Source organism: Streptomyces sp. NPDC101151, assembly GCF_044768335.1.
GTDB lineage: Bacteria > Actinomycetota > Actinomycetes > Streptomycetales > Streptomycetaceae > Streptomyces.
The window spans coordinates 72,697-92,677 of the sequence record NZ_JBIWPP010000002.1 but is presented as its reverse complement, the minus strand read 5'-3'; the positions used below and the strand labels follow the sequence as shown (position 1 = coordinate 92,677).

Annotated in this window: 18 protein-coding genes; 4 read left to right on the top strand and 14 right to left on the bottom strand. The window is 71.2% G+C overall.

Going from position 1 to position 19,981, the window contains the following annotated elements:
- Positions 1 to 152 precede the first annotated feature (152 nt).
- Positions 153 to 443: a DUF3039 domain-containing protein gene (locus ACIRU3_RS03485; protein ID WP_404050737.1), complete on the bottom strand. Its 291-nt coding sequence runs from the start codon at positions 441 to 443 to the stop codon at positions 153 to 155.
- 29 nt (positions 444 to 472) lie between these two features.
- On the bottom strand, positions 473 to 1,045 hold the full coding sequence (locus tag ACIRU3_RS03480; RefSeq protein WP_404050736.1) for a YqgE/AlgH family protein: 573 nt from the start codon (positions 1,043 to 1,045) through the stop codon (positions 473 to 475).
- A gap of 277 nt (positions 1,046 to 1,322) precedes the next feature.
- Between ACIRU3_RS03480 and murA the strand changes: the two genes are divergently transcribed.
- Positions 1,323 to 2,663 carry a UDP-N-acetylglucosamine 1-carboxyvinyltransferase gene (gene murA / locus ACIRU3_RS03475; protein ID WP_404050734.1) on the top strand — a complete coding sequence of 447 codons (1,341 nt, stop codon included), beginning with the start codon at positions 1,323 to 1,325 and terminating at the stop codon, positions 2,661 to 2,663.
- Between the two features lie 133 nt (positions 2,664 to 2,796).
- On the opposite strand, the gene ACIRU3_RS03470 is transcribed toward murA, so the two are convergent.
- The 6 genes from ACIRU3_RS03470 to ACIRU3_RS03445 all read right to left on the bottom strand — a co-directional run bounded on the left by ACIRU3_RS03470 (position 2,797) and on the right by ACIRU3_RS03445 (position 9,858).
- Complete coding sequence (locus ACIRU3_RS03470) at positions 2,797 to 3,078, bottom strand: HU family DNA-binding protein (protein WP_067001509.1); 282 nt, start codon at positions 3,076 to 3,078, stop codon at positions 2,797 to 2,799.
- A gap of 296 nt (positions 3,079 to 3,374) precedes the next feature.
- On the bottom strand, positions 3,375 to 4,790 hold the full coding sequence (locus ACIRU3_RS03465; protein WP_404050731.1) for an NAD-dependent malic enzyme: 1,416 nt from the start codon (positions 4,788 to 4,790) through the stop codon (positions 3,375 to 3,377).
- A 357-nt stretch (positions 4,791 to 5,147) separates the two neighbouring features.
- Complete coding sequence (locus ACIRU3_RS03460; protein WP_404050728.1) at positions 5,148 to 7,526, bottom strand: HelD family protein; 2,379 nt, start codon at positions 7,524 to 7,526, stop codon at positions 5,148 to 5,150.
- 60 nt (positions 7,527 to 7,586) lie between these two features.
- Positions 7,587 to 8,351 carry an anti-sigma factor family protein gene (locus ACIRU3_RS03455; protein ID WP_404050725.1) on the bottom strand — a complete coding sequence of 255 codons (765 nt, stop codon included), beginning with the start codon at positions 8,349 to 8,351 and terminating at the stop codon, positions 7,587 to 7,589.
- Between the two features lie 59 nt (positions 8,352 to 8,410).
- Positions 8,411 to 8,995 carry a sigma-70 family RNA polymerase sigma factor gene (locus ACIRU3_RS03450; RefSeq protein ID WP_030167252.1) on the bottom strand — a complete coding sequence of 195 codons (585 nt, stop codon included), beginning with the start codon at positions 8,993 to 8,995 and terminating at the stop codon, positions 8,411 to 8,413.
- Between the two features lie 269 nt (positions 8,996 to 9,264).
- Positions 9,265 to 9,858, bottom strand: coding sequence for a CGNR zinc finger domain-containing protein (locus tag ACIRU3_RS03445; protein ID WP_404050723.1), 594 nt, complete (start codon positions 9,856 to 9,858; stop codon positions 9,265 to 9,267).
- A 328-nt stretch (positions 9,859 to 10,186) separates the two neighbouring features.
- Between ACIRU3_RS03445 and ACIRU3_RS03440 the strand changes: the two genes are divergently transcribed.
- Positions 10,187 to 10,726, top strand: coding sequence for a peptidoglycan-binding protein (locus tag ACIRU3_RS03440; RefSeq protein ID WP_404050720.1), 540 nt, complete (start codon positions 10,187 to 10,189; stop codon positions 10,724 to 10,726).
- Between the two features lie 27 nt (positions 10,727 to 10,753).
- Here the strand turns inward: ACIRU3_RS03440 and ACIRU3_RS03435 are convergent, their stop codons facing one another.
- Positions 10,754 to 11,206, bottom strand: coding sequence for a helix-turn-helix domain-containing protein (locus ACIRU3_RS03435; protein WP_404050717.1), 453 nt, complete (start codon positions 11,204 to 11,206; stop codon positions 10,754 to 10,756).
- A gap of 365 nt (positions 11,207 to 11,571) precedes the next feature.
- On the opposite strand from ACIRU3_RS03435, the gene ACIRU3_RS03430 reads away from it, so the two are divergent.
- On the top strand, positions 11,572 to 12,066 hold the full coding sequence (locus ACIRU3_RS03430) for a DUF1772 domain-containing protein (protein WP_404050714.1): 495 nt from the start codon (positions 11,572 to 11,574) through the stop codon (positions 12,064 to 12,066).
- Between the two features lie 15 nt (positions 12,067 to 12,081).
- Here the strand turns inward: ACIRU3_RS03430 and ACIRU3_RS03425 are convergent, their stop codons facing one another.
- Both ACIRU3_RS03425 and ACIRU3_RS03420 read right to left on the bottom strand, forming a co-directional pair.
- Complete coding sequence (locus ACIRU3_RS03425) at positions 12,082 to 13,242, bottom strand: uroporphyrinogen-III synthase (RefSeq protein WP_404050711.1); 1,161 nt, start codon at positions 13,240 to 13,242, stop codon at positions 12,082 to 12,084.
- An 85-nt stretch (positions 13,243 to 13,327) separates the two neighbouring features.
- Positions 13,328 to 14,701 carry a nitrate/nitrite transporter gene (locus tag ACIRU3_RS03420; protein WP_404050708.1) on the bottom strand — a complete coding sequence of 458 codons (1,374 nt, stop codon included), beginning with the start codon at positions 14,699 to 14,701 and terminating at the stop codon, positions 13,328 to 13,330.
- Between the two features lie 146 nt (positions 14,702 to 14,847).
- Here ACIRU3_RS03420 and ACIRU3_RS03415 point away from each other — a divergent pair, with 146 nt between their 5' ends.
- A complete protein-coding gene (locus ACIRU3_RS03415) occupies positions 14,848 to 15,054 on the top strand; it encodes a hypothetical protein (protein ID WP_404050705.1) in 207 nt (68 codons plus the stop codon).
- 67 nt (positions 15,055 to 15,121) lie between these two features.
- Here ACIRU3_RS03415 and ACIRU3_RS03410 read toward each other — a convergent pair whose 3' ends face one another.
- Genes ACIRU3_RS03410 through ACIRU3_RS03400 form a run of 3 tightly spaced genes read right to left on the bottom strand, consistent with a single transcriptional unit; the run spans position 15,122 to position 19,820 of the window.
- Positions 15,122 to 16,372, bottom strand: a complete 1,251-nt coding sequence (locus tag ACIRU3_RS03410) for an acyltransferase (protein ID WP_404050703.1) — start codon at positions 16,370 to 16,372, stop codon at positions 15,122 to 15,124.
- Positions 16,369 to 18,570 carry a glycosyltransferase gene (locus tag ACIRU3_RS03405; RefSeq protein ID WP_404050701.1) on the bottom strand — a complete coding sequence of 734 codons (2,202 nt, stop codon included), beginning with the start codon at positions 18,568 to 18,570 and terminating at the stop codon, positions 16,369 to 16,371. Before ACIRU3_RS03405 ends, ACIRU3_RS03410 begins: the two co-directional genes overlap by 4 nt.
- Positions 18,570 to 19,820 (bottom strand): hypothetical protein, encoded by a 1,251-nt coding sequence (locus ACIRU3_RS03400; RefSeq protein WP_404050698.1) that lies wholly within the window; start codon positions 19,818 to 19,820, stop codon positions 18,570 to 18,572. Before ACIRU3_RS03400 ends, ACIRU3_RS03405 begins: the two co-directional genes overlap by 1 nt.
- Positions 19,821 to 19,981: the final 161 nt, after the last annotated feature.

Genomic DNA, 19,981 nt, shown 5'->3' with positions numbered 1-19,981 from the left:
TTCGCTCTGCACAACACCACGGAGGCTATGGACAACATGAACATGCCGACAAGAGGTCTCAACCACTCTGTGACCAGAAAGCACAAAGGCCCCCGGGACGCGCCTCGACGCGTCCCGGGGGCCGTGCTGTCCTCAGCCGGGCGGGGGCAGCCCTACTTCTTGTCGCCGCCCTTGCCGCCCTTGTCGTCGCCGCCGCTGCCCATGGACTCGTAGATCTCCTTGCACATGGGACACACGGGGTACTTCTTCGGGTCGCGGCCCGGCACCCACACCTTGCCGCACAGCGCCACGACGGGAGTCCCGTCGAGGGCGCTCGCCATGATCTTGTCCTTCTGGACGTAGTGGGCGAAGCGCTCGTGATCGCCGTCGCCGTGGGACACCTGTGGCGTCGGCTCTACGAGGGTTCCCGTACCAGTCCCGCGCTCGGGCTCAAGAGTGCTCATATCAGCAAGGGTACTGAAGCTCACAGGCATCAGTTGAGCGACGGGTCGTCGGGATACGTGGCCACCATCGCCAGCTCGTTGCGCTGGCGGCGCAGCACCTCGCGCCACAGTCTCTCCGGGGCGGGCGAGGACACGTCCCCCGGCTCGGACTCGACGACGTACCAGGCGCCCTCCACCAGCTCGTCCTCCAGCTGGCCGGGGCCCCAGCCGGCGTAACCGGCGAAGATCCGCAGGGAGCCGAGGGCCGAGGCGAGCAGTTCGGGCGGGGCCTCCAGGTCCACCAGACCGATCGCGCCGTGCACCCGCCGCCAGCCGAGCGGGGCGCGCTCGCCGCCCGCGCCGCCCGGGATGACCGCAACGCCGAGCGCCGAGTCCAGCGAGACGGGGCCGCCCTGGAAGACCACACCGGGCTCGCCGGTGAGAGCGGCCCAGCCTTCCAGGATGTCGCGCACGTCCACCGGGGTGGGGCGATTGAGGACGACGCCGAGAGAGCCCTCCTCGTCGTGGTCGAGGAGGAGCACCACCGCGCGGTCGAAGTTCGGGTCCGCCAGGGCCGGCGTGGCCACGAGCAGCCGCCCTGTGAGCGAGGACACCTCGGTCATGCCAGACATGATCCCGCATCTTTCCCTGGAGTGGGGAGCCAATCCGGGTGCGGGAGTGAACGCAGCTCAGGGCGTACGGGGGCGGCCCCGGCGCACGCCCGTTCACCGGTGACCCCATGTGCCCGGCAGGGAACGGTTCGTGTTGTGACACAGCTATGACGCGACTGGGTGGTCCTTGGGCTTACGGGAGGGGGGTGATCGGCGATTACCCTGTCTTTCCGGCCCCTGCGCAAAGTGATCGGCCGACCCCTGCCCGACTCATCGGAACGCGAGATTCATGACCGTCAACGACGATGTCCTGCTTGTCCACGGCGGCACCCCGCTGGAGGGCGAGATCCGTGTCCGCGGTGCGAAGAACCTCGTACCGAAGGCCATGGTCGCCGCCCTGCTGGGCAGCGCGCCGAGTCGACTGCGCAACGTTCCGGACATCCGTGACGTGCGCGTCGTACGCGGCCTGCTCCAGCTGCACGGGGTGACGGTCCGTCCGGGTGAGGAACCCGGTGAGCTGGTGCTCGACCCGACCCATGTGGAAAGCGCGAACGTCGCTGACATCGATGCCCACGCGGGTTCGAGCCGGATCCCGATCCTCTTCTGCGGTCCGCTGCTGCACCGCCTCGGCCACGCGTTCATCCCGGGCCTCGGCGGCTGTGACATCGGCGGCCGGCCGATCGACTTCCACTTCGACGTGCTGCGGCAGTTCGGCGCGACCATCGAGAAGCGCGCGGACGGGCAGTACCTGGAGGCGCCGCAGCGCCTGCGCGGTACGAAGATCCGGCTGCCGTACCCGTCCGTCGGCGCCACCGAGCAGGTGCTGCTGACGGCCGTACTGGCCGAGGGCGTCACGGAGTTGTCCAACGCGGCCGTCGAGCCGGAGATCGAGGACCTCATCTGCGTTCTGCAGAAGATGGGCGCGATCATCGCGATGGACACCGACCGCACGATCCGCATCACCGGTGTGGACCAGCTCGGCGGCTACACCCACGCGGCCCTCCCGGACCGTCTGGAGGCCGCGTCCTGGGCCTCCGCCGCGCTGGCGACCAACGGCAACATCTACATCCGCGGCGCCCAGCAGCGCTCGATGATGACGTTCCTGAACACCTACCGGAAGGTGGGCGGTGCCTTCGAGATCGACGACGAGGGCATCCGCTTCTGGCACCCGGGCGGCCAGCTGAAGTCCATCGCGCTGGAGACGGACGTGCACCCCGGCTTCCAGACGGACTGGCAGCAGCCGCTGGTGGTGGCTCTGACGCAGGCCACGGGCCTGTCCATCATCCACGAGACGGTGTACGAGTCCCGGCTCGGCTTCACCTCCGCGCTCAACCAGATGGGTGCGCACATCCAGCTGTACCGCGAGTGCCTGGGCGGCTCCGACTGCCGCTTCGGCCAGCGCAACTTCCTGCACTCCGCGGTCGTCTCGGGACCGACCCGGCTGCAGGGCGCCGACCTGGTCATCCCCGACCTGCGCGGCGGCTTCTCGTACCTCATCGCGGCCCTCGCGGCCGAGGGCACCTCGCGGGTCCACGGCATCGAGCTGATCAACCGCGGCTACGAGAACTTCATGGAGAAGCTCGTGGAACTCGGCGCGAAGGTGGAGCTGCCGGGCAAGGCGCTCGGCTAGCGGAAACCGGTGCGGCCCGCGTTCGGGGCCGGCGCTCGGACGAAAGCACGATGGGGCGGCACCCGGAAGACCGGGTGCCGCCCCATCAGCGTCTTACAGCCCTGTACCGTCCCGTCGGCACAAGGCCGCAAGGTCACTTGCCCTTGGCCGCTTCCTTGAGCTTGGAGCCCGCGGAGACCTTCACGCTGTAGCCGGCCGGGATGTTGATGGGCTCACCGGTCTGCGGGTTGCGCGCGGTACGAGCGGCACGGTGGGTGCGCTCGAAGGTCAGGAAGCCGGGGATGGTGACCTTCTCGTCGCCCTTGGAGACGATGTCGCCGACGACCTCGGCGAACGCGGCCAGAACGGCGTCGGCGTCCTTGCGGGTCACCTCGGCGCGGTCGGCCAGCGCGGCCACCAGCTCACTGCGGTTCATGTTGTTACTCCCGTGTTCTTCTTGCCGTTGAGGCGTGAGGTGAGATCGATGCCTATGCGCTCGCGCCCAGAGACGCATCCTGCCCCTACCTGCGGCGGGAAAGCCAATCCGGCACCCGTAGGAGTCGTGAGAACACCCTAGGGAGTCACACGAACAGCGCCTGCTCGGCCGTCACCCTAGAGGGCACCCGCCGGTGGGGGGTTCCACGACGCGCCGGTGCGGGGGCTGCCGTGTCGATCCTCACAGCCCCGCACAGGTCGGTCTCACAGCACCCTTGCACCCTAGGGTACGGGCGGCTACGACGCCGCGCCGACCGCCTTCGCCGCCTCGCGCACCGCTCCGGCGACCGCACCCGCGACCTTGTCGTTGAAGACGCTCGGGATGATGTAGTTCGGGTTCAGCTCGTCCTCGCTCACCACGTCGGCGAGGGCCTTCGCGGCGGCGAGCATCATCTCGGTGTTGACCGTGCGGGACTGGGCGTCCAGCAGACCGCGGAAGACACCCGGAAAGACCAGCACGTTGTTGATCTGGTTCGGGAAGTCCGAGCGGCCGGTGGCCACAACGGCGGCCGTCTGGCGGGCGATTGCGGGGTCGACCTCGGGGTCCGGGTTCGCGAGCGCGAACACGATGGCACCCTCGGCCATGGCGGCCACGTCGTCGCCGTCCAGGACGTTCGGGGCAGAGACGCCGATGAAGACGTCGGCGCCGCGGACGGCCTCCTTCAGGGTGCCGGTGAGGCCCTCGAGGTTGGTGTTGTCGGCGATCCAGCGCAGCGGGGAGTCGGCCGGGGCGTTCACCAGGTCCTCGCGGCCGGCGTGCACGACGCCGTGGATGTCGGCGACGACGGCGTTCTTCACGCCGGCCGCGAGCAGCAGCTTGAGGATGGCCGTACCGGCCGCGCCGGCGCCGGACATGACGACCCGGATGTCCTCGATCGCCTTGCTCGCGACACGAAGCGCGTTGGTCAGGGCGGCGAGGACGACGATCGCGGTGCCGTGCTGGTCGTCGTGGAAGACGGGGATGTCGAGGGCCTCGCGCAGCCGGGCCTCGATCTCGAAGCAGCGGGGCGCGGAGATGTCCTCGAGGTTGATGCCGGCGAAGCCGGGGGCGATCGCCTTGACGATCTCGACGATGGCGTCGGTGTCCTGGGTGTCCAGGCACAGCGGCCAGGCGTCGATGCCGGCGAAGCGCTTGAAGAGGGCCGCCTTGCCCTCCATGACAGGGAGGGCGGCCTTCGGGCCGATGTTGCCGAGGCCCAGCACGGCGGAGCCGTCCGTCACGACCGCAACGGAGTTGCGCTTGATGGTGAGGCGGCGGGCGTCCTCGGGGTTCTCGGCGATCGCCATGCACACCCGGGCCACACCCGGCGTGTAGATCATGGACAGGTCGTCACGGTTGCGGATCGGGTGCTTGGACTGCATCTCGATCTTGCCGCCGAGGTGCATCAGGAACGTACGGTCGGAGACCTTGCCGAGGGTGACGCCCTCGATGCCGCGGAGTTTGCCGACGACCTCCTCGGCGTGGGCCGTGGAAGTGGCCGCGATCGTGACGTCGATGCGGAGCTTCTCGTGCCCGGACGCGGTGACGTCGAGGCCGGTGACCGAGCCTCCGGAGGACTCCACGACGTTGGTGATCTGCGAGACGGCGGTTCCGCTCGCGGGCACCTCCAGCCGGATGGTCATCGAGTAGGAGACGCTGGGCGCCGTTGCCATGGCCGACTTCCTCTGCTTTCACCGTGTCGCGAGTTGTGCCGTCCGATCGTCGCACCTACCCCTGAGTACGTGGTAGTCGCCCTGGATTGCGGACGTTTTGTTCATGAGAGGCGGGCAACTTCGGAAAACAACTTCCACCATACGAGAACGGGCGGGGCAAAGAAAGAGGCCCACGTCACATCAGTGACGTGGGCCTCCCACACGTTCATGACACCGACCCGCCATGCTCGCCTCGCGGCAAGTGGTCGCTCGTAGCGACGAAGGTTGGGCCCGGGGGCTTGGATCGGGCCGGTGCCACACCAAGGCTAACAAACAGATCCCGTACGCCCATTCCCGTACCGAGAGTTCCTGAGGTTCTCAGTCCCGCAGCAGGTCCGGCACGCCCGCCGCGTCCGGTTCGTCCCGGTCGGCCGAGACCACCGTCAGCTGCTGGGTGGCCCGGGTCAGCGCCACGTACAGCACCCGCAGGCCCGCCGGGGACTCGTCGGCGATCTCCGCCGGGGACACGACGACCGTCGCGTCGTACTCCAGGCCCTTGGCCTCCAGGCTGCCGAGCGCCACCACCCGGTCGCCGAGCCCGGCCAGCCAGCGCCGGGCCTCCGCGCGCCGGTTCATCGCGACGACCACACCGACCGTGCCGTCCACCAGGTCGAGAAGCCGCTCGGCCTCCGCGCGCACGGTCTTCTCCAGGGAGTCCCGTACGACGGTGAACCTCGGTTCGACCCCTGTGGACCGTACGGCGGAGGGCGCCTCGGAGCCGGGCATGGCGAGGGCGAGGACCTTGGCGGCCAGCTCGGCGATCTCGGCCGGGTTGCGGTAGTTCACGGTGAGCTGGAAGCGGCGCCTGGGGCGGGTCCCGAGCGCCTCGTCGCGGGCCTCTGCGGCCTCGTCCGGGTCGGACCAGGAGGACTGGGCCGGGTCGCCGACGACCGTCCAGGTGGCGTGCCGGCCCCGGCGCCCGGCCATGCGCCACTGCATCGGCGTGAGGTCCTGCGCCTCGTCCACGATGACGTGCGCGTACTCGGTGCGCTCCTGCGCGAGCCGCTCGGCCCGCTCCCGCTGGGTCTCCTCGCGCACCGGCATCAGCTCCTCCAGGCCGGTGAGGTGGTCCAGCGGGTCGAGCTCGCGCTTCTTCCGCGGCCGGGCCGGGACACCGAGGATCGCCTGCAGCTCGTCCAGCATGGCGACGTCGTGCACGGAGTACCCGTCCCGCTTCAGCGAGCGGGCGACCCTGCGGACCTCTCCGGGGTTGAGGATCCGGCGGGCCCAGCGTCCGAGGCACCGCTCGTCCGCCATGGCGGAGAGCACCCCCTTCGGGGTCAGCTCGGGCCACCAGGCGTCGAGGAAGGCGATGAACGGGTCCTCGCTCGTGATGTCCTCGTCGAAGGAGGAACGCAGCTCGGCGGCCAGTTCCGGGTCGGTGTGCCGGCCGGCCGCGCCGGACTTCGCCCACAGGGCGTCCAGGAGCAGCCTGCGGGCACGGGGGCGGAGCAGGTTGACCGGCGCGGTGCCGCTGAGGGTGGTGCGGCGGATACGTTCCAGCTCGGCGGCCTCCAGTTCGAGGCGGCGCCCGAAGGCGACCACCCGGAGCCGCGCGGGCGGGCCCGCGGGAGCCTCGGGCGCGGTGTCGGCGTCGTCGTCCAGCGCGAGCTGACCGACCGGGCCGGCGCCGCCGCGCCCCAGCTCCAGGGCACCCCGGGCGGCCTTCCGCAGCACCTTCAGCATCCGGTACGAGCCCTTGGCGCGGGCCACGGACGGAGCGTCGTACACCGTGGCCTCGACACCGTCGACGAGCGAGCCGATCGCGCGGATGGCGACCTGGCCCTCCTCGCCGAGCGAGGGCAGCACTCCCTCGGTGTAGGCCACAAGCAGCGGGGTCGGCGAGACGATCAGGATGCCGCCCGCATAGCGTCTGCGGTCCTGGTAGAGCAGATAGGCCGCACGGTGCAGGGCGACCGCGGTCTTCCCGGTGCCCGGGCCGCCCTCGACGTAGGTGACGGAGGCGGCGGGGGCGCGGATGACCAGGTCCTGCTCGGCCTGGATGGAGGAGACGATGTCCCGCATGGTGTGGCTGCGGGCCTGGCCGAGGGCGGCCATCAGCGCGCCGTCGCCGATGACGGGCAGCTCGCGGTCGTCGAGGAACGCCGTCAGTTCGGGGCGCATCAGGTCGTCCTCGACGCCGAGGACCTGGCGGCCCTTGGAGCGGATGACCCGGCGCCGTACGACCCGGCCGGGGTCCTTCGGGGTGGACCGGTAGAAGGGCGCGGCGGCCGGTGCCCGCCAGTCGATGACCAGCGGCGAGTAGTCCTCGTCGAGCACACCGATCCGGCCGATGTGCAGGGTCTCGGCGATGTCGGCGGTGCGGTCGGGGCGGACCGCGCCCTCGGCGGGCTCCACCGCGGTGTACGCCCCGTCGGGGCCCTTCTTGCCGTCCTTGCCGAGCAGCAGGTCGATCCGCCCGAAGAGGAAGTCCTCGAACTCGTTGTTCAGCCGGTTCAGGTGGACGCCTGCCCGGAAGACCTGCGCGTCGCGCTCGGCCAGCGCGCCCGGCGTGCCGACCTGGCCGCGCTTGGCCGCGTCGTTCATCAGGAACTCGGCCTCGTGAATCTTCTCCTCGAGACGCCGGTACACCCGGTCCAGGTGTTCCTGCTCGACGCTGATCTCTCGGTCACGTACGGAGTCGTGTGCGTCGTGTACCGAGCCGACCGCGGACTGCTGAACCTGAGGAGCGGCCACCGGGCCCCCTTCTGACGTGCTGGGCAGCCGTCAACCGTACGCGAAGGGGGCCCGCAGAAGCTACGCGTCCACCTCGACGAGCTTCTTCCCGTCGAAGGTCATCACCTCGAAGTGGTCGATCTCGTTCGGCTTGAGGGCCGTGCCGCCGCCTATGTAGAGCGGGTTCTTGGCCTCCGGCGTCTTGGCGTCCGGAATGCCGTAGCCCCACTTCGGGACGGACCAGGAGCCCAGCGTCTGGCGCTCGCCGCTTTTGGCCACGGCGACCAGGGAGCACTTGAGCGGACCCTTGACCCCCTTGAGCTGGAGGACCGTCGAGGTGCCCCAGTTCTTCTCGCCCATGGCGACGGTCGCGGAGGCGCCCGTGGCACTGTCCGCGCCCGAGACCTTGTGGGGCAGCTGGTCGAAGGTGGTCTGCGCGGTGGCCGCCAGCGGTGTGCCGGACTGACCCGAGTCGCTGCCGCCACTGGCCGCCATGACGGCGACGGGGCCGCCGATGATCAGCGCCGCCGCGGCCGCGACCATGTAGAAGCCCTTGCGCCGCTTCTGCGCTCGGCGTTCGGAGACCTCGTCGACCAGCTTGTCGGCCAGTCGCGGGCTGGGCCTCGCGGACAGCGACTCGCCGATCGCGGGCGTGCTGCCGGAACCCGGCAGATCGGCGAGGGCGGCCAGCATCGGCTCCATCCCGGCCAGCTCGTCCAGTTGCTGGGCGCACCACTCGCAGCCGGCCAGATGGGCCTCGAAAGCGGTTGCTTCGGCATCGTCGAGGATCCCGAGGGCGTAGGCGCCGACGGTTTCGTGCTCGTTCGGGGCCTGTGATCCCTGCATGGACCCAGACATACCCGAACCACCCGTGCCGAACCCTTGCATACCCCCGTATCCGCTCATCACGCCGTCACCCCCCGCTCCTCCAGTGCCAGCTTCATCGACCGCAGGGCATAGAAAACCCGGGAGCGGACAGTGCCGCTGGGTATACCCAGGGTTTCGGCCGCCTCGTTGACGGTACGCCCCTTGAAATAGGTCTCGACGAGCACTTCCCGGTGGGCCGGGGTCAGGTCGTCGAGCGCGTCCGACAGCGTCATCAGCCACAGCGCCTTGTCGATCTCGTCCTCCGCGGGGATGACCTCCAGCGGCGACGGATCGACCTCCTGCGGCCGGGCCTGCCGGCTGCGGTGGCCGTCGATGACGATGCGGCGAGCGACCGTCACCAGCCAGGGGCGTACCGAACCGGTCGCCCGATTGAGCTGACCGGCGTTCTTCCAGGCACGGATGAGTGTTTCCTGCACGACGTCCTCGGCGCGCTGCCGGTCTCCGGCGACCAGCCTGAGGACATACGCAAGCAGAGGTCCGGCGTGCTCGCGGTACAGAGCACGCATCAGCTCCTCATCCGGTTCCGAGGGCTGTGAGGACATGCGATGTCGGGCCCTCGATCCACGTTCATTGGCCACGGCCGCATCCTTGCGCACGCCCACCTCCGGTGTCCGGGGGTTCCCCCAGTCGGTCGCTCGCCCACCCGTACGGACGGAGGCGCCGTGGTGTTCAACGTGAGGTGACAGTTTTCTTGGAACTGACGTGACGAGCGGGACATGGGAGCACATTCCCACCGCGTGATCTTTACATTTCCGACACATCGTCGGGGATGGCCGAGCCGCCGGTGCGGCGCCGCGGGCAAACGCGATGTTGCCGAAATCACTCCGGGTGTCGCAAGGGTGCAATGCGACAGAAGGGCCGAACCGGACACTCAGGCCTGCGCGAGGGCCGCCCGGCGCCGATGCCGGGCGACCCGCTCGCGGTTCCCGCAGACCTCGCTGGAGCACCAGCGCCGCCGGCGCCCCCGGGAGGTGTCCAGGTACACGACGGGGCAGTTGTCCCCCTCGCACTCGCGGACGGCCGCCCGCGCCACGGGATCGGTCAGCAGCTCCACGGCGTCCCGCGCGACGACGGCGAGCAGCCCCGCGCACTCGGGCGCCCGCTCCAACTCCCGCACCAGCGTGCCGTCCGCACCGCGCACCGCGCACACGGCCGGGGGCGCGGCACGGGCGACCTCGTTGAGACGGCCGAGCGCGCGATCGTACGACCGCGAGTCCGCAGGTCCCGCGCCGCGCACCAACTGCCCGATGTGTCCGCGCAGTTCCCGGAACCCCGCCAGCCAGGAGTCGTCGGCCCGGCCCAGCTCGGTGCCCGGCGGCACCAGCCCGGACCTGCTGATCCACGCGCACAACGGCTCGACGGCGTCCAGCCGTTCCACCGGGTGCGTGGTCGCGAGGAGATCCAGAGAGATCCGGCCCGCGTCGAAGCGCAGCTCGTACGAGACCGTGGCCGTACCCAGTGCCATGTGCCTGTCACCGCCTAGGACAGGGGAACCGTTCCGTCGCTCCTCCTCACAGTGCCCGGCCCGGCGGGCGGCCGGAACCCCTCGTACCGGCACTGTGCACACCCGTGACCGCTCCCCGCACCGCTTCGCCCCGTCCCACGGGGTTTCCGTCCGGCCCGTTCCCGGCGGGGACGCCGGTGCCCGGAGCGCGGGTCGTCCCCGTTCGGTCCAGATACCCGGTCAGGCCTCGCCGCCCGCCCTCACCGCCGTGACTCTTTGTCCTGCGAACGCACAGCGAGCCGCCCCAGGGGGGACCCACGGGGGACGGCGGTTCAGAAAGGAAACGTTCATGAGCATGCGCACGAAGGCCATCACGATGGCGGTGGCCGCGCTGCTGGGCGCCGGAGCCACCGGCCTGGCCCTGGCGCCGGCCGCGAATGCCGCCCCGTACCACGGCATCGACGGCGGCGGCGCGGTCGGCGACGACTGGGGGGACGAGGAGGACCTCGGCGTCGACGACCACGCCGAGAGCAACGCCACGGCCCTGTGGGAGACCGTCCTGTACGCGGACGGCGCCAAGTGGCAGGACGACGACGGCGACTGGCACAACTTCACCAAGAGCCGGATCGACGGCTCGTTCGGCCCGGAGACGGAGTCGGCCACCCAGTGGTGGCAGGAGCACTACGGCCTCTCGGAGAACGACGGCGTCGTCACCGACCAGAGCTGGGCCTTCGCCCAGCGCTGGCTCGTCGGCCCGTCCGCGGGCAGCGTCGTGACCTACCAGGGTGACGCACGGAACGTCACCTTCAAGCGGATCAGCGGCAAGTACCGGGTGCGGATCAAGGGCACCGGGCCCTGGAAGCTCGCGTACTACGACCAGCGCGGCTGACGGCACCGAGTCCCGGGGCGGGCGGCCCTACGGTCGCCCGCCCCCGGGGCAGCGCCACAGCAGCCCCGCCACCAGCACCACGATGACGGCGAACGCGACCAGCGCCGCCGTCCGCCACCTCCCGGGCCCCACGCCGTGCGGTTCCGGCTCGGCCACGGCCACGGCCATGGCCACTGTCTCGGTCTCCGGCGGCCCGGCGGGCTCCGACGGGCCGCGTGGCCAGGCCTGATCGGCCAGCTCCCACAGCGCCATCAGCCGCGCCTGGTCCGCTCCCGCCAGCCGGCACAGCACCTGCGCCGCTCCCCGCGGCGGCAGTTTGGCCCCGCTCAGATAGCGCTGCCAGGACGACTTGCTGTAGGCGCTGCGCCGGGCCAGTCCGGCGAGGCTGAGTCCGGTACGGCCCTTGAGGACGCGCAGTTGCTCGACCAGGTGCCGTGCCTCTCTCGGCAGCGAAGTCGGCAGGGGCTGCCAGCGTGTCATTCCGTCCCCCCGTGTGCTCGCCGCCCCGCCCGCGGGTGCGGCTTCTCCCCGCCACAGTCCGGCGTCAGCCTGACGCCCGGCCGACGGCGTCCGGCAGAGCGCGCGCCCGTCGACCCGGAGCACTCGCGGTCGCACGTGCGCGGCCGGGCGGGGCGGCCGGGCCCGCCCGGGGGAGGAACGGACCCGAGTGGTGGGCCGGGCGCCTCCTGCGGCGGGCCGCCGGCCCGCGTCCCTCGGCCCGTTGCTCCGAGGCGGTACCCAGAACGTCGTACGGCGGCCGCGCCCGAGACCCGGCTGGACGCACGCGTATGAGGGTGCGCGCTTCGGCCATGTCCGCGGCGGGACCGCTCCGGTTGGCTGGAAGCATGACGAACACGAGGGAAACACGGACCGGCAGGGTCGTCCTGGGCGCGGCCACGATCACCATGGGTCTGATCGCCGGGGTCTTCTACGTCTTCGCCTGCGCGGTGATGCCGGCGCTGGCCCGCAGCGACGACCGGACGTACGTCGAGGTCATGCGCAACATCAATGACGTGATCCAGAACCCGGTGTTCTTCCTGAGCTTCATGGGGGCGCTGGTGCTGACGGGGGCGTCGGCATGGCAACTGCGGGGCTCGGCGCCCGGCCGATGGGTGTGGGCGGCCCTGGCGGCGTACGCGCTCGCGTTCCTCGTCACGGTGGCCTTCAACATCCCGCTGAACAACGGCCTGGCGGGACAGGGCGATCCCGCTTCCCTGCGGGAGCACTTCGAGGGCCCCTGGGTGGCGTGGAACGTCGTACGGACGGTGCTGTCCACGGTGGCGCTGGGGTGCCTGGCACGGGCACTCGTGCTGACGCGTGGAGCCGCCGGGCCCGCGTAGCCGCGGGCCGGCTGCTCACTCGTCCGCGTACTTCGCGTCCGCGGCCGGGTCCAGCGCCAGCCGGTAGCCCCGCTTGACCACGGTCTGGATCAGCTTCGGTGCCCCGAGAGCCGAACGCAGCCGGGCCATCGCGGTCTCCACCGCGTGCTCGTCCCGGCCGGCGCCGGGCAGCGCGCGCAGCAGATCGGCCCGGGCCACCACCCAGCCCGGGCGCCGTGACAGCGCCCGCAGCAGCGACATCCCGGCCGGCGGCACCGGCCGCAGCTCGCCGTCCACCAGCACCGCGTGGCCCCGGATCTCCACCCGGTGCCCGGCGACCGGCAGGACCCGCGCCCGTGCGGGCAGTTCCTGGCACAGCAGCTGCACGAGCGGCCCGAGCCGGAACCGCTCCGGCTGTACGGTGTCCACGCCCCGCGCCTGCAGGGGCACCGCGGTGACGGGGCCCACGCAGGCGGCCAGCACGTCATGGCCCAGCGCGACCAGCACCTCGCCGAGCAGCCCGCGCTCCTCGGCCCGCGACAGCAGCGACGCGGCGGCCGGCGCGCTGGTGAAGGTGACCGCGTCCAGCCCGCGCGAGACGACGGCGTCCAGCAGCCGGTCCACGGGGCCGATGTCCTCCGGCGGCATCCACCGGTACACCGGCACCGGAACGACCTCCGCTCCCCCGGCCCGCAGCGCCTCCACGAATCCCGGCAGCGGCTCCCCGTGCAGCTGTACGGCGATCAGGCGCCCGTCGACGCCCTCCTCCAGCAGCCGGTCGAGCACCTCGGCCATGGACTCGCTGGACGGCGACCACTCCTCCGTGAGTCCGGCGGCCCGTACGGCCCCCTTCACCTTGGGCCCGCGGGCCAGCAGCTCCACCCCGCGCAGCCGGTCGAGCAACGGCTCTCCGAGCCCCCATCCGTCGGCGGCCTCGATCCAGCCCCGGAACCCGATCGCGGTGGTGGCCACCACGACGTCCGGCGCCCGGTCGATGATCTCCTTGGTGGCGGCGAGCAGGTCGCCGTCGTCGGCCAGGGGCACTATGCGCAGGGCGGGCGCGTGCAGGACGGCAGCCCCGCGCCGCTGGAGCAGCGCGCCCAGCTCGTCGGCGCGTCGCGCGGCGGTCACACCCACGGTGAAGCCCGCGAGAGGCCCGTGTCCCGGTCGTCCGGGCTGCTGCTGTTCGTCGTACATGAGTCTCCTACCTGGCCTGCATGCCGAACGAGCCTGTCAATGGCGCGTGACAGGCTCGGTTCGGCTTGATGTCGCCGGTGTTACGTCACACCTCGGCGTAGCTGAGCTGCGGCTTCGCCTCCGAAGCTGCAACGTTGGCGTGAACCTGCCCGGCCGGACGGCGGAGGTATACGGCCCAGGTGACCACGAAGCAGGCGCCGTAGAAGGCGAGGAAGGCGACGAACGCGCCGGTGCCGGAGCCGTACGACAGGAAAGACTGCCGGAAGGCGAGGTTGATGCCGACACCGCCGAGCGCGCCGACGGCCCCGATGAGCCCCATCGAGGCGCCGGAGAGCCGCCGGCCGTGGGCGGCCGCCGCCTCCCCTCGGAGTCCCTTGGCAACCGCCTTGGCCTGGAAGATCCCGGGGATCATCTTGTACGTCGACCCGTTCCCGAGCCCGCTCAGCACAAACAGCACCACGAAGACCGACACGAACAGCGGCAGCGATTTCTGCATGCTGGCGACGACGAGTACGGCGGTGGCGGCGGCCATGCCGACGTAGTTCCACAGGGTGATGCGGGCCCCGCCGAACCGGTCGGCGAGCCGGCCGCCGAGGGGCCGGATGAGGGAACCGAGCAGCGGGCCGATGAAGGTGAGGTAGGCGGCCTGCAGCGGGGTGCGCCCGAACTGGTTGGTCAGCACCTGGCCGAAGGCGAAGCTGTACCCGATGAACGACCCGAACGTCCCGACGTAGAGGAACGCCATGATCCAGGTGTGGGCGTCTTTGGCGGCGTCCTTCGCGGCGCCCGTGTCGTTCTTCACGGAGGCGAGGTTGTCCATGAACACCGCGGCAAGGACAGCGGCGACGACGATCAGCGGGATGTAGATCCCGAGCAGCACGCGCGGCCCACCGCTGGCCCCGATGATCGCGAGGGCGGCCAGCTGGATGACCGGGACGCCGATGTTCCCGCCGCCGGCGTTGAGCCCGAGGGCCCACCCCTTCTTCCTGAGCGGGAAGAAGGCGTTGATGTTGGTCATGCTGGAGGCGAAGTTGCCGCCGCCGATGCCCGCGAGGAGCGCCACGAGGAGGAAGGTCGAGAAGGACGTCCCCGGCTTCATGACGACGAAGGCGGCGATCGTCGGCACCAGCAGCAGGCCGGCGGAGACGATCGTCCAGTTCCGTCCGCCGAAGACCGCGACGGCGAAGGTGTAGGGCACCCGGACGACGGCGCCGACCAGGGTGACCACGGAGGTCAGCAGGAACTTGTCGGCGGGGGTGAGCCCGTACTCGGGCCCCATGAAGAGCACGAGCACGGACCACAGGGTCCAGATCGAGAACCCGATGTGCTCGGAGAACACGGAGAACCACAGGTTCCGCCTGGCCACCTTCTCCCCGGTCTCCTGCCAGAATCCCTCGTCCTCCGGATCCCAGCGCTCGATCCAGCGGCCGCTTCCACGGGTTGGGACTGGGGCTGTCATGACGCCTCCACGGGGCTCCGGGGCTCAGGTGGTTCACGGGTGATGAGTCCCGAAGGTAGGGAGGGCGCGTTTCCTGCCTGTGGCTGTGGGTGACCGGAAGGGAACGTTGCTCTCACTCACGGCCCGGGAAGGCGGTGAGGGAACAGGTGAGGGACCGGTCCTCCCTTCCCGGCCTGTGGCCGGAGGGGACGCAGGGGGAGTCCGGTGCCTCGGTCTTCCGCGTCGAACGCTCCCGCCGCCGCGACGCCGTCCCGCCCGACGGCACCTGGAGCCCGGTCTGGACGATCATGGGCGCCCTGGCCGGCGTGCACGGCGACGACCGCGTGCGGCTGGTGGCGTGGTTCGACGAGTGAGCGGGCGGCCCGGCCGGATCACGCCCGCTCAGGGGGCCTGCCCCGGCCGCGCCCGCGTGTCAGCGGCTCACGCGGACCTGCGGCGGCCCCCGCCGCGCCTGACCCCGTTCGGCCACAGCCTCGGGCTCCGCTTCGCCGCGATGTCCTCGATCCAGCCGAAGGCCAGGATGGCCAGGCCGATCAGGGGCCAGACCAGGAAGAACATCCACAGCATGTAGCTGGAGTCCAGCGCGGCCACCGCGCGGTCGCTCTGCATGAACGGGAGGTCGTACGCCTGGTCGATGATCGGGACCGTGGCCATGATCAGCATGTTGTGCCACAGGTAGATCGTGACGGCCCGGTTGTTGGAGAGCGTGACCAGCTTGTCCCAGCGGGCCAGCCGGCCGGGCAGCTCCTGCCAGGACGGGGAGTACTGCAGCAGGATGACGACGAAGCCGAAGGACCAGCAGGCCTGGGCCAGCGGGATGTCGTTGAGGTCCCAGCCGTCGGGGCCCAGATGGCCCGAGGCCCACCACAGGCCGAAGGCCATCAGCAGGGCCGAGACCGAGACCGCCACATAGCGGGGGATCTTCGCCAGCAGACCCTCGTGGTGGGCGAAGCCCAGGACCCAGCAGCCCCCGTAGACCGCGAAGTCCGTCACCGCGTTGCCCGTCTCGCCGGGGATCGTGACGAGGCCCGTGCCGACGATCGCCGTCAGGCCCAGGGGGGCCAGCAGCGTCGGCCACGGAAAGCGGCGGAAGGCCCACAGCAGCAGCGGGGACGCGACCACGAACCACAGGTACGCGCGCAGGTACCACAGCGGGCCCACCGCCTGCACGGCCCAGGTGTCCTCCAGCAAACCCGACTTGGAGCCGAGGTGCCAGGGGAAGGGCGGGGCGCCGAGCGGGACGACGTAGTCGATCAGCTTGATCAGGCCCCACGTGCCGCCGTTGTCCGGGTCCTTCACCGGGTTCCAGCCGCCCGCGAGCATCAGCGCCAGCGCCAGCGCGCTGAACGCCCACAGGGGAGGCAGAAGCCGCCGGACCCGGCTCTTGATCACGCTTGCGGCAGGGCGGTTCAGGGAGCGTGCCATCAGCGAGCCCGCCAGCGCGAACATCACGCCCATGGAGGGGAACAGCACGGTCAGCCAGGCCCAGCCGAAGAGGTGGTACACCACCACGCGGACCAGGGCGATCGAGCGCAGGAGGTCCAGGTAGCGGTCGCGGCCCGGCTTCTTCGGGGCCGGGGCCGGCGCGGACGCCGGCTCCGCGACCCGCTGCTCGGGAATGCCGTAGGACGGCGTCGACTCCGGGATCCCGGTCGTGTATCCGTGGGTCATGCCACGGGCCTCCGATCACTGCTGCTCCGGCGACTGCGCTGGGTCGGCACCGGGCCTCCGGGCGCCTCGACGACACCCGTGCGCCTCAGCTTCTGCCAGCGCAGCCGGCCGCCGGTGAGTGCCGTGATCCAGGACTGGAGCAGCACGACGTACATGAGTTGGCGATAGAGGATCTGCTGCAGGGGCAGCGAGATGAGATGGGTCATGCGTTCCTTGTCCAGGCGGAAGGCGTAGGCCGCGCAGACCGCCTGGACGGCGAGCACACCGAGCCAGGCCACGATGGTCTTCTGCGTCGGGCCGAACACGACGCCGTAGAGCAGGAACACGTCGATCAGGGGGGCCAGCAGCGGGGCCAGCACCATGAACAGGGAGACGAGCGGCAGGCCCACGCGGCCGAAGCGGCCCGAGGGGCCCCGCTCCAGCACGGCGCGCCGGTGCTTCCAGATCGCCTGCATGGTGCCGTACGACCAGCGGTAGCGCTGGGACCACAGCTGCTGGACCGACTCGGGTGCCTCGGTCCAGGCCCGGGCCTTCTCGGCGTACACCACACGCCAGCCGTCGCGGTGCAGGGCCATGGTGATGTCGGTGTCCTCGGCGAGGGTGTCGTCGCTCATGCCACCGACGCGCTGCAGTGCGGACCTTCTGAACGCCCCGACGGCACCCGGGATGGTCGGCATGCAGCGCAGGATGTCGTACATGCGGCGGTCGAGGTTGAAGCCCATCACGTACTCGATGTGCTGCCAGGCGCCGATGAGCGAGTCACGGTTTCCGACCTTGGCGTTGCCGGCGACGGCGCCCACGCGGGGGTCGCCGAACGGCTGGACCAGTTCGCGGACCGTGGGCGGCTCGAAGACCGTGTCGCCGTCCATCATGACGATCAGGTCGTGACGCGCGTTCGCCAGCCCCCGGTTGAGGGCGGCCGGCTTGCCCGCGTTCAGCTGCCGCACGACCCGGACGTTCGGCAGGCCCATCGCCTCCACGATCCGGGCGGTGCCGTCCGTGGAGCCGTCGTCGATGACGATCACCTCGACGGGGTGCTCGCTCGCCATCAGCGAACGGACGGTGTTCTCGATGCACTTGGCCTCGTTGTACGCCGGGACCAGCACCGACACCGGTTCGGTCACCTGCGGTCCCCAGCGGAAGCCCTTGCGGCGGACCCGGCGGGCGTGGGCTCCGGACAGCAGGAGCATGAGGACGAAGCGGGAGATGACGAGGACGCCGATCACCGCGAGCCCGACGACCATAACGCTGGTGATGCTGTCCGAGGCGGAGACCAGGAAGATCCACGCCCGGCCCTTCCACAGGTCGAGCCCGGTCACCTCGGTGTGCGCGCTGGGCGCGTCCAGGGCCTCGGTGAGGTTGTCGAAGGTGTAGCCCTGCTGCTGGAGCGTGGGCAGGAACCGGTCGAGCGCCTGCACGGTCTGGTGGCGGTCGCCACCGGAGTCGTGCATCAGGACGATGGCGCCCTTGCCGCCGTGCGGGGTGGCGCGGCGGATGATCTCGTCGACGCCGGGCTTCTTCCAGTCCTCGCTGTCGGTGTTGTTGACGACCGTGATGTAGCCGCGGGTGCCGAGGTACTGGGTCACCGGCCAGGACTTGTCGTCCATGGCGTCGGCGAACGACGAGTACGGCGGCCGGAAGAGCGAGGTGCGGATGCCGGCGGCGCCGGAGATCGCGAGCTGGTTGGTGGACAGCTCCCAGTCGATGCGCCTCTTGCTCTGGAAGGAGAGGTCGGGGTGGTTGAAGGTGTGCAGACCGACCTCGTGGCCCTCGTCCACCATGCGCTTGACCAGCTCCGGGTAGCGGGAGGTCATGGTGCCGGTGACGAAGAAGACGGCGTGCGCGTGGTGCTCCTTGAGCACATCGAGCACCTTCGGGGTCCATACCGGGTCGGGACCGTCGTCGAAGGTGAGGACCAGGCGATGGTCCGGGATGCGCATGCTGGTGGTGCGGCCGCTGCGGGTGTCGATGACCGGGCCGCCGTCCAGGATCTTCTCCGGCACCTTGTCGGTGGATGCCTCGGGCTGGATGCGGTGGTCGGCGAGGATCTCGCTGTGGACGTAGCCGCGCAGCATCAGCATCGCGACGAGCGCGACGAGGACGAGCAGCGGCAGCAGCAGGCGCATGGGCAGGCGTCGGCGGCGGGAGCCGTCACGGGCTCCGCGTTCGGCACCGTGACGGCGGGTGCGGGATGCCATCAGAGGTTGTGCTCCGGGGACGGGGTGAGGGAGGCGGCGCCGGGGGCCGGCGCCGCGGCGATTGCGAGGGGCGGCGAGGCCGGTTGCGCGTCGGCCACCGAGTCGCCGTCGGAACCGGCGCCCGCGCTGCCCCCGACCGGGGACTCGGTGGGACCGGCCGAGCCGTCGGCCGGGCTGCTCGGGGTCGTCCCGGTGCTGCCGGCCGGGGTGGTGGGCTCGATGTCGGGGGACGAACCGCCGCTGCCCGCCGAGCCGTTGGTGGACTTGGGGGCCGTCGGCCGCGGGTCGGCCGAGCTGCCCGGCCGGCCGGCGTCGGTGCCCGAGCTGCTGCCGGGCGCAGACGCGGTGGTGCCCGGCGACGGGGTCGTACCGCCGCCGGTGGTCGGGGTGGCGCCGGGCGAGGCGCTGCCGCTGCCGGAGGGCTGGGCCGAGTCGGCGGGCGCCGGCGAGGTGTCCACCTGGCCGGCCGGCTTGTCCTCGTTCTGCGGCACGGGCAGCCAGGGCGCGTCCGAGCTGCCGGACAGCAGAGTGACGACCATGACGACGGCGTAGACGGCGCAGGCGAGGCCGACGAGCATGCCCAGACGGCGGAAGCGGCGGCTGCGGCGGCCCGATTCGTCGACGAAGACCGGGCCGTCGTCGCGGCCGGCGCCGCGCGGGGCGCTCGCGGCCGGGCTCAGCTGGACGTCGCCGAGCTGGACGGCGTCGAGCTGGACCGTCACCTCGTGCGGGTCGTGGGTGGCATCGCCGCTGACGCGGCCGGCGGGGGCCGGCACGGAGGCGGAGGCCGTGGCGGACTCGTCCCAGGGGTCGCGCAGGGCGCCGGCGGGCTTGTGGAAGGCGTCGGCGGCAGCCGGGGCGAAGCCGTCGGCCGACACGGAGGGCAGTACGGCGGTCCGCTCTGCGTCCGGCGCGGGCGCCTGGCGGTGGCGCCCTGCGGGAGCCCGCCGGTGATCCGGCGCGGAAGCCCGGCCGTGGTCCGGCGCGGGAACCTGCCGGTGATCCGGCGCGGGAACCTGCCGGTGATCCGGCGCGGGAACCTGCCGGTGATCCGGCGCGGGAACCTGCCGGTGATCCGGCGCGGAAGCCCGGCGGAAGTCGGCGGGTCTGCGTGCCTGCGGGATCACGGCCGTCTCGTCGGCCTCGGTCAGGGCGGCACGACCGCCCCGGAGTATCTCGGTGTCCGGAAACGCCCCGGCGCCCGGATGGGCTCCGGTCTCCGGAAACGCCTGCGTCTCGCCCCCGGCCACCGGAATGTTCCACGTCGCGGATGCGATTTCGGGCCATTCCGGTTGGGCGTCTTCTCGCCACTGTTTCACGCGCGCACATCCCCCCACGGGACAGTTCTGGGTGCGCTTACGACTCCGAGCACCCGTCGACCGAACCAGGCCCCCACCCGGTCCGAGCGCCC

What these genes read in the sequence shown, in the direction of transcription:
- ACIRU3_RS03485 (WP_404050737.1), bottom strand. Translation starts at nt 443, where the DNA reads ATGAGCACTCTTGAGCCCGAGCGCGGGACTGGTACGGGAACCCTCGTA.
- ACIRU3_RS03480 (WP_404050736.1), bottom strand. Translation starts at nt 1,045, where the DNA reads ATGACCGAGGTGTCCTCGCTCACAGGGCGGCTGCTCGTGGCCACGCCG.
- murA (WP_404050734.1), top strand. Translation starts at nt 1,323, where the DNA reads ATGACCGTCAACGACGATGTCCTGCTTGTCCACGGCGGCACCCCGCTG.
- ACIRU3_RS03470 (WP_067001509.1), bottom strand. Translation starts at nt 3,078, where the DNA reads ATGAACCGCAGTGAGCTGGTGGCCGCGCTGGCCGACCGCGCCGAGGTG.
- ACIRU3_RS03465 (WP_404050731.1), bottom strand. Translation starts at nt 4,790, where the DNA reads ATGGCAACGGCGCCCAGCGTCTCCTACTCGATGACCATCCGGCTGGAG.
- ACIRU3_RS03455 (WP_404050725.1), bottom strand. Translation starts at nt 8,351, where the DNA reads ATGCAGGGATCACAGGCCCCGAACGAGCACGAAACCGTCGGCGCCTAC.
- ACIRU3_RS03445 (WP_404050723.1), bottom strand. Translation starts at nt 9,858, where the DNA reads ATGGCACTGGGTACGGCCACGGTCTCGTACGAGCTGCGCTTCGACGCG.
- ACIRU3_RS03440 (WP_404050720.1), top strand. Translation starts at nt 10,187, where the DNA reads ATGAGCATGCGCACGAAGGCCATCACGATGGCGGTGGCCGCGCTGCTG.
- ACIRU3_RS03435 (WP_404050717.1), bottom strand. Translation starts at nt 11,206, where the DNA reads ATGACACGCTGGCAGCCCCTGCCGACTTCGCTGCCGAGAGAGGCACGG.
- ACIRU3_RS03430 (WP_404050714.1), top strand. Translation starts at nt 11,572, where the DNA reads ATGACGAACACGAGGGAAACACGGACCGGCAGGGTCGTCCTGGGCGCG.
- ACIRU3_RS03425 (WP_404050711.1), bottom strand. Translation starts at nt 13,242, where the DNA reads ATGTACGACGAACAGCAGCAGCCCGGACGACCGGGACACGGGCCTCTC.
- ACIRU3_RS03420 (WP_404050708.1), bottom strand. Translation starts at nt 14,701, where the DNA reads ATGACAGCCCCAGTCCCAACCCGTGGAAGCGGCCGCTGGATCGAGCGC.
- ACIRU3_RS03410 (WP_404050703.1), bottom strand. Translation starts at nt 16,372, where the DNA reads ATGACCCACGGATACACGACCGGGATCCCGGAGTCGACGCCGTCCTAC.
- ACIRU3_RS03405 (WP_404050701.1), bottom strand. Translation starts at nt 18,570, where the DNA reads ATGGCATCCCGCACCCGCCGTCACGGTGCCGAACGCGGAGCCCGTGAC.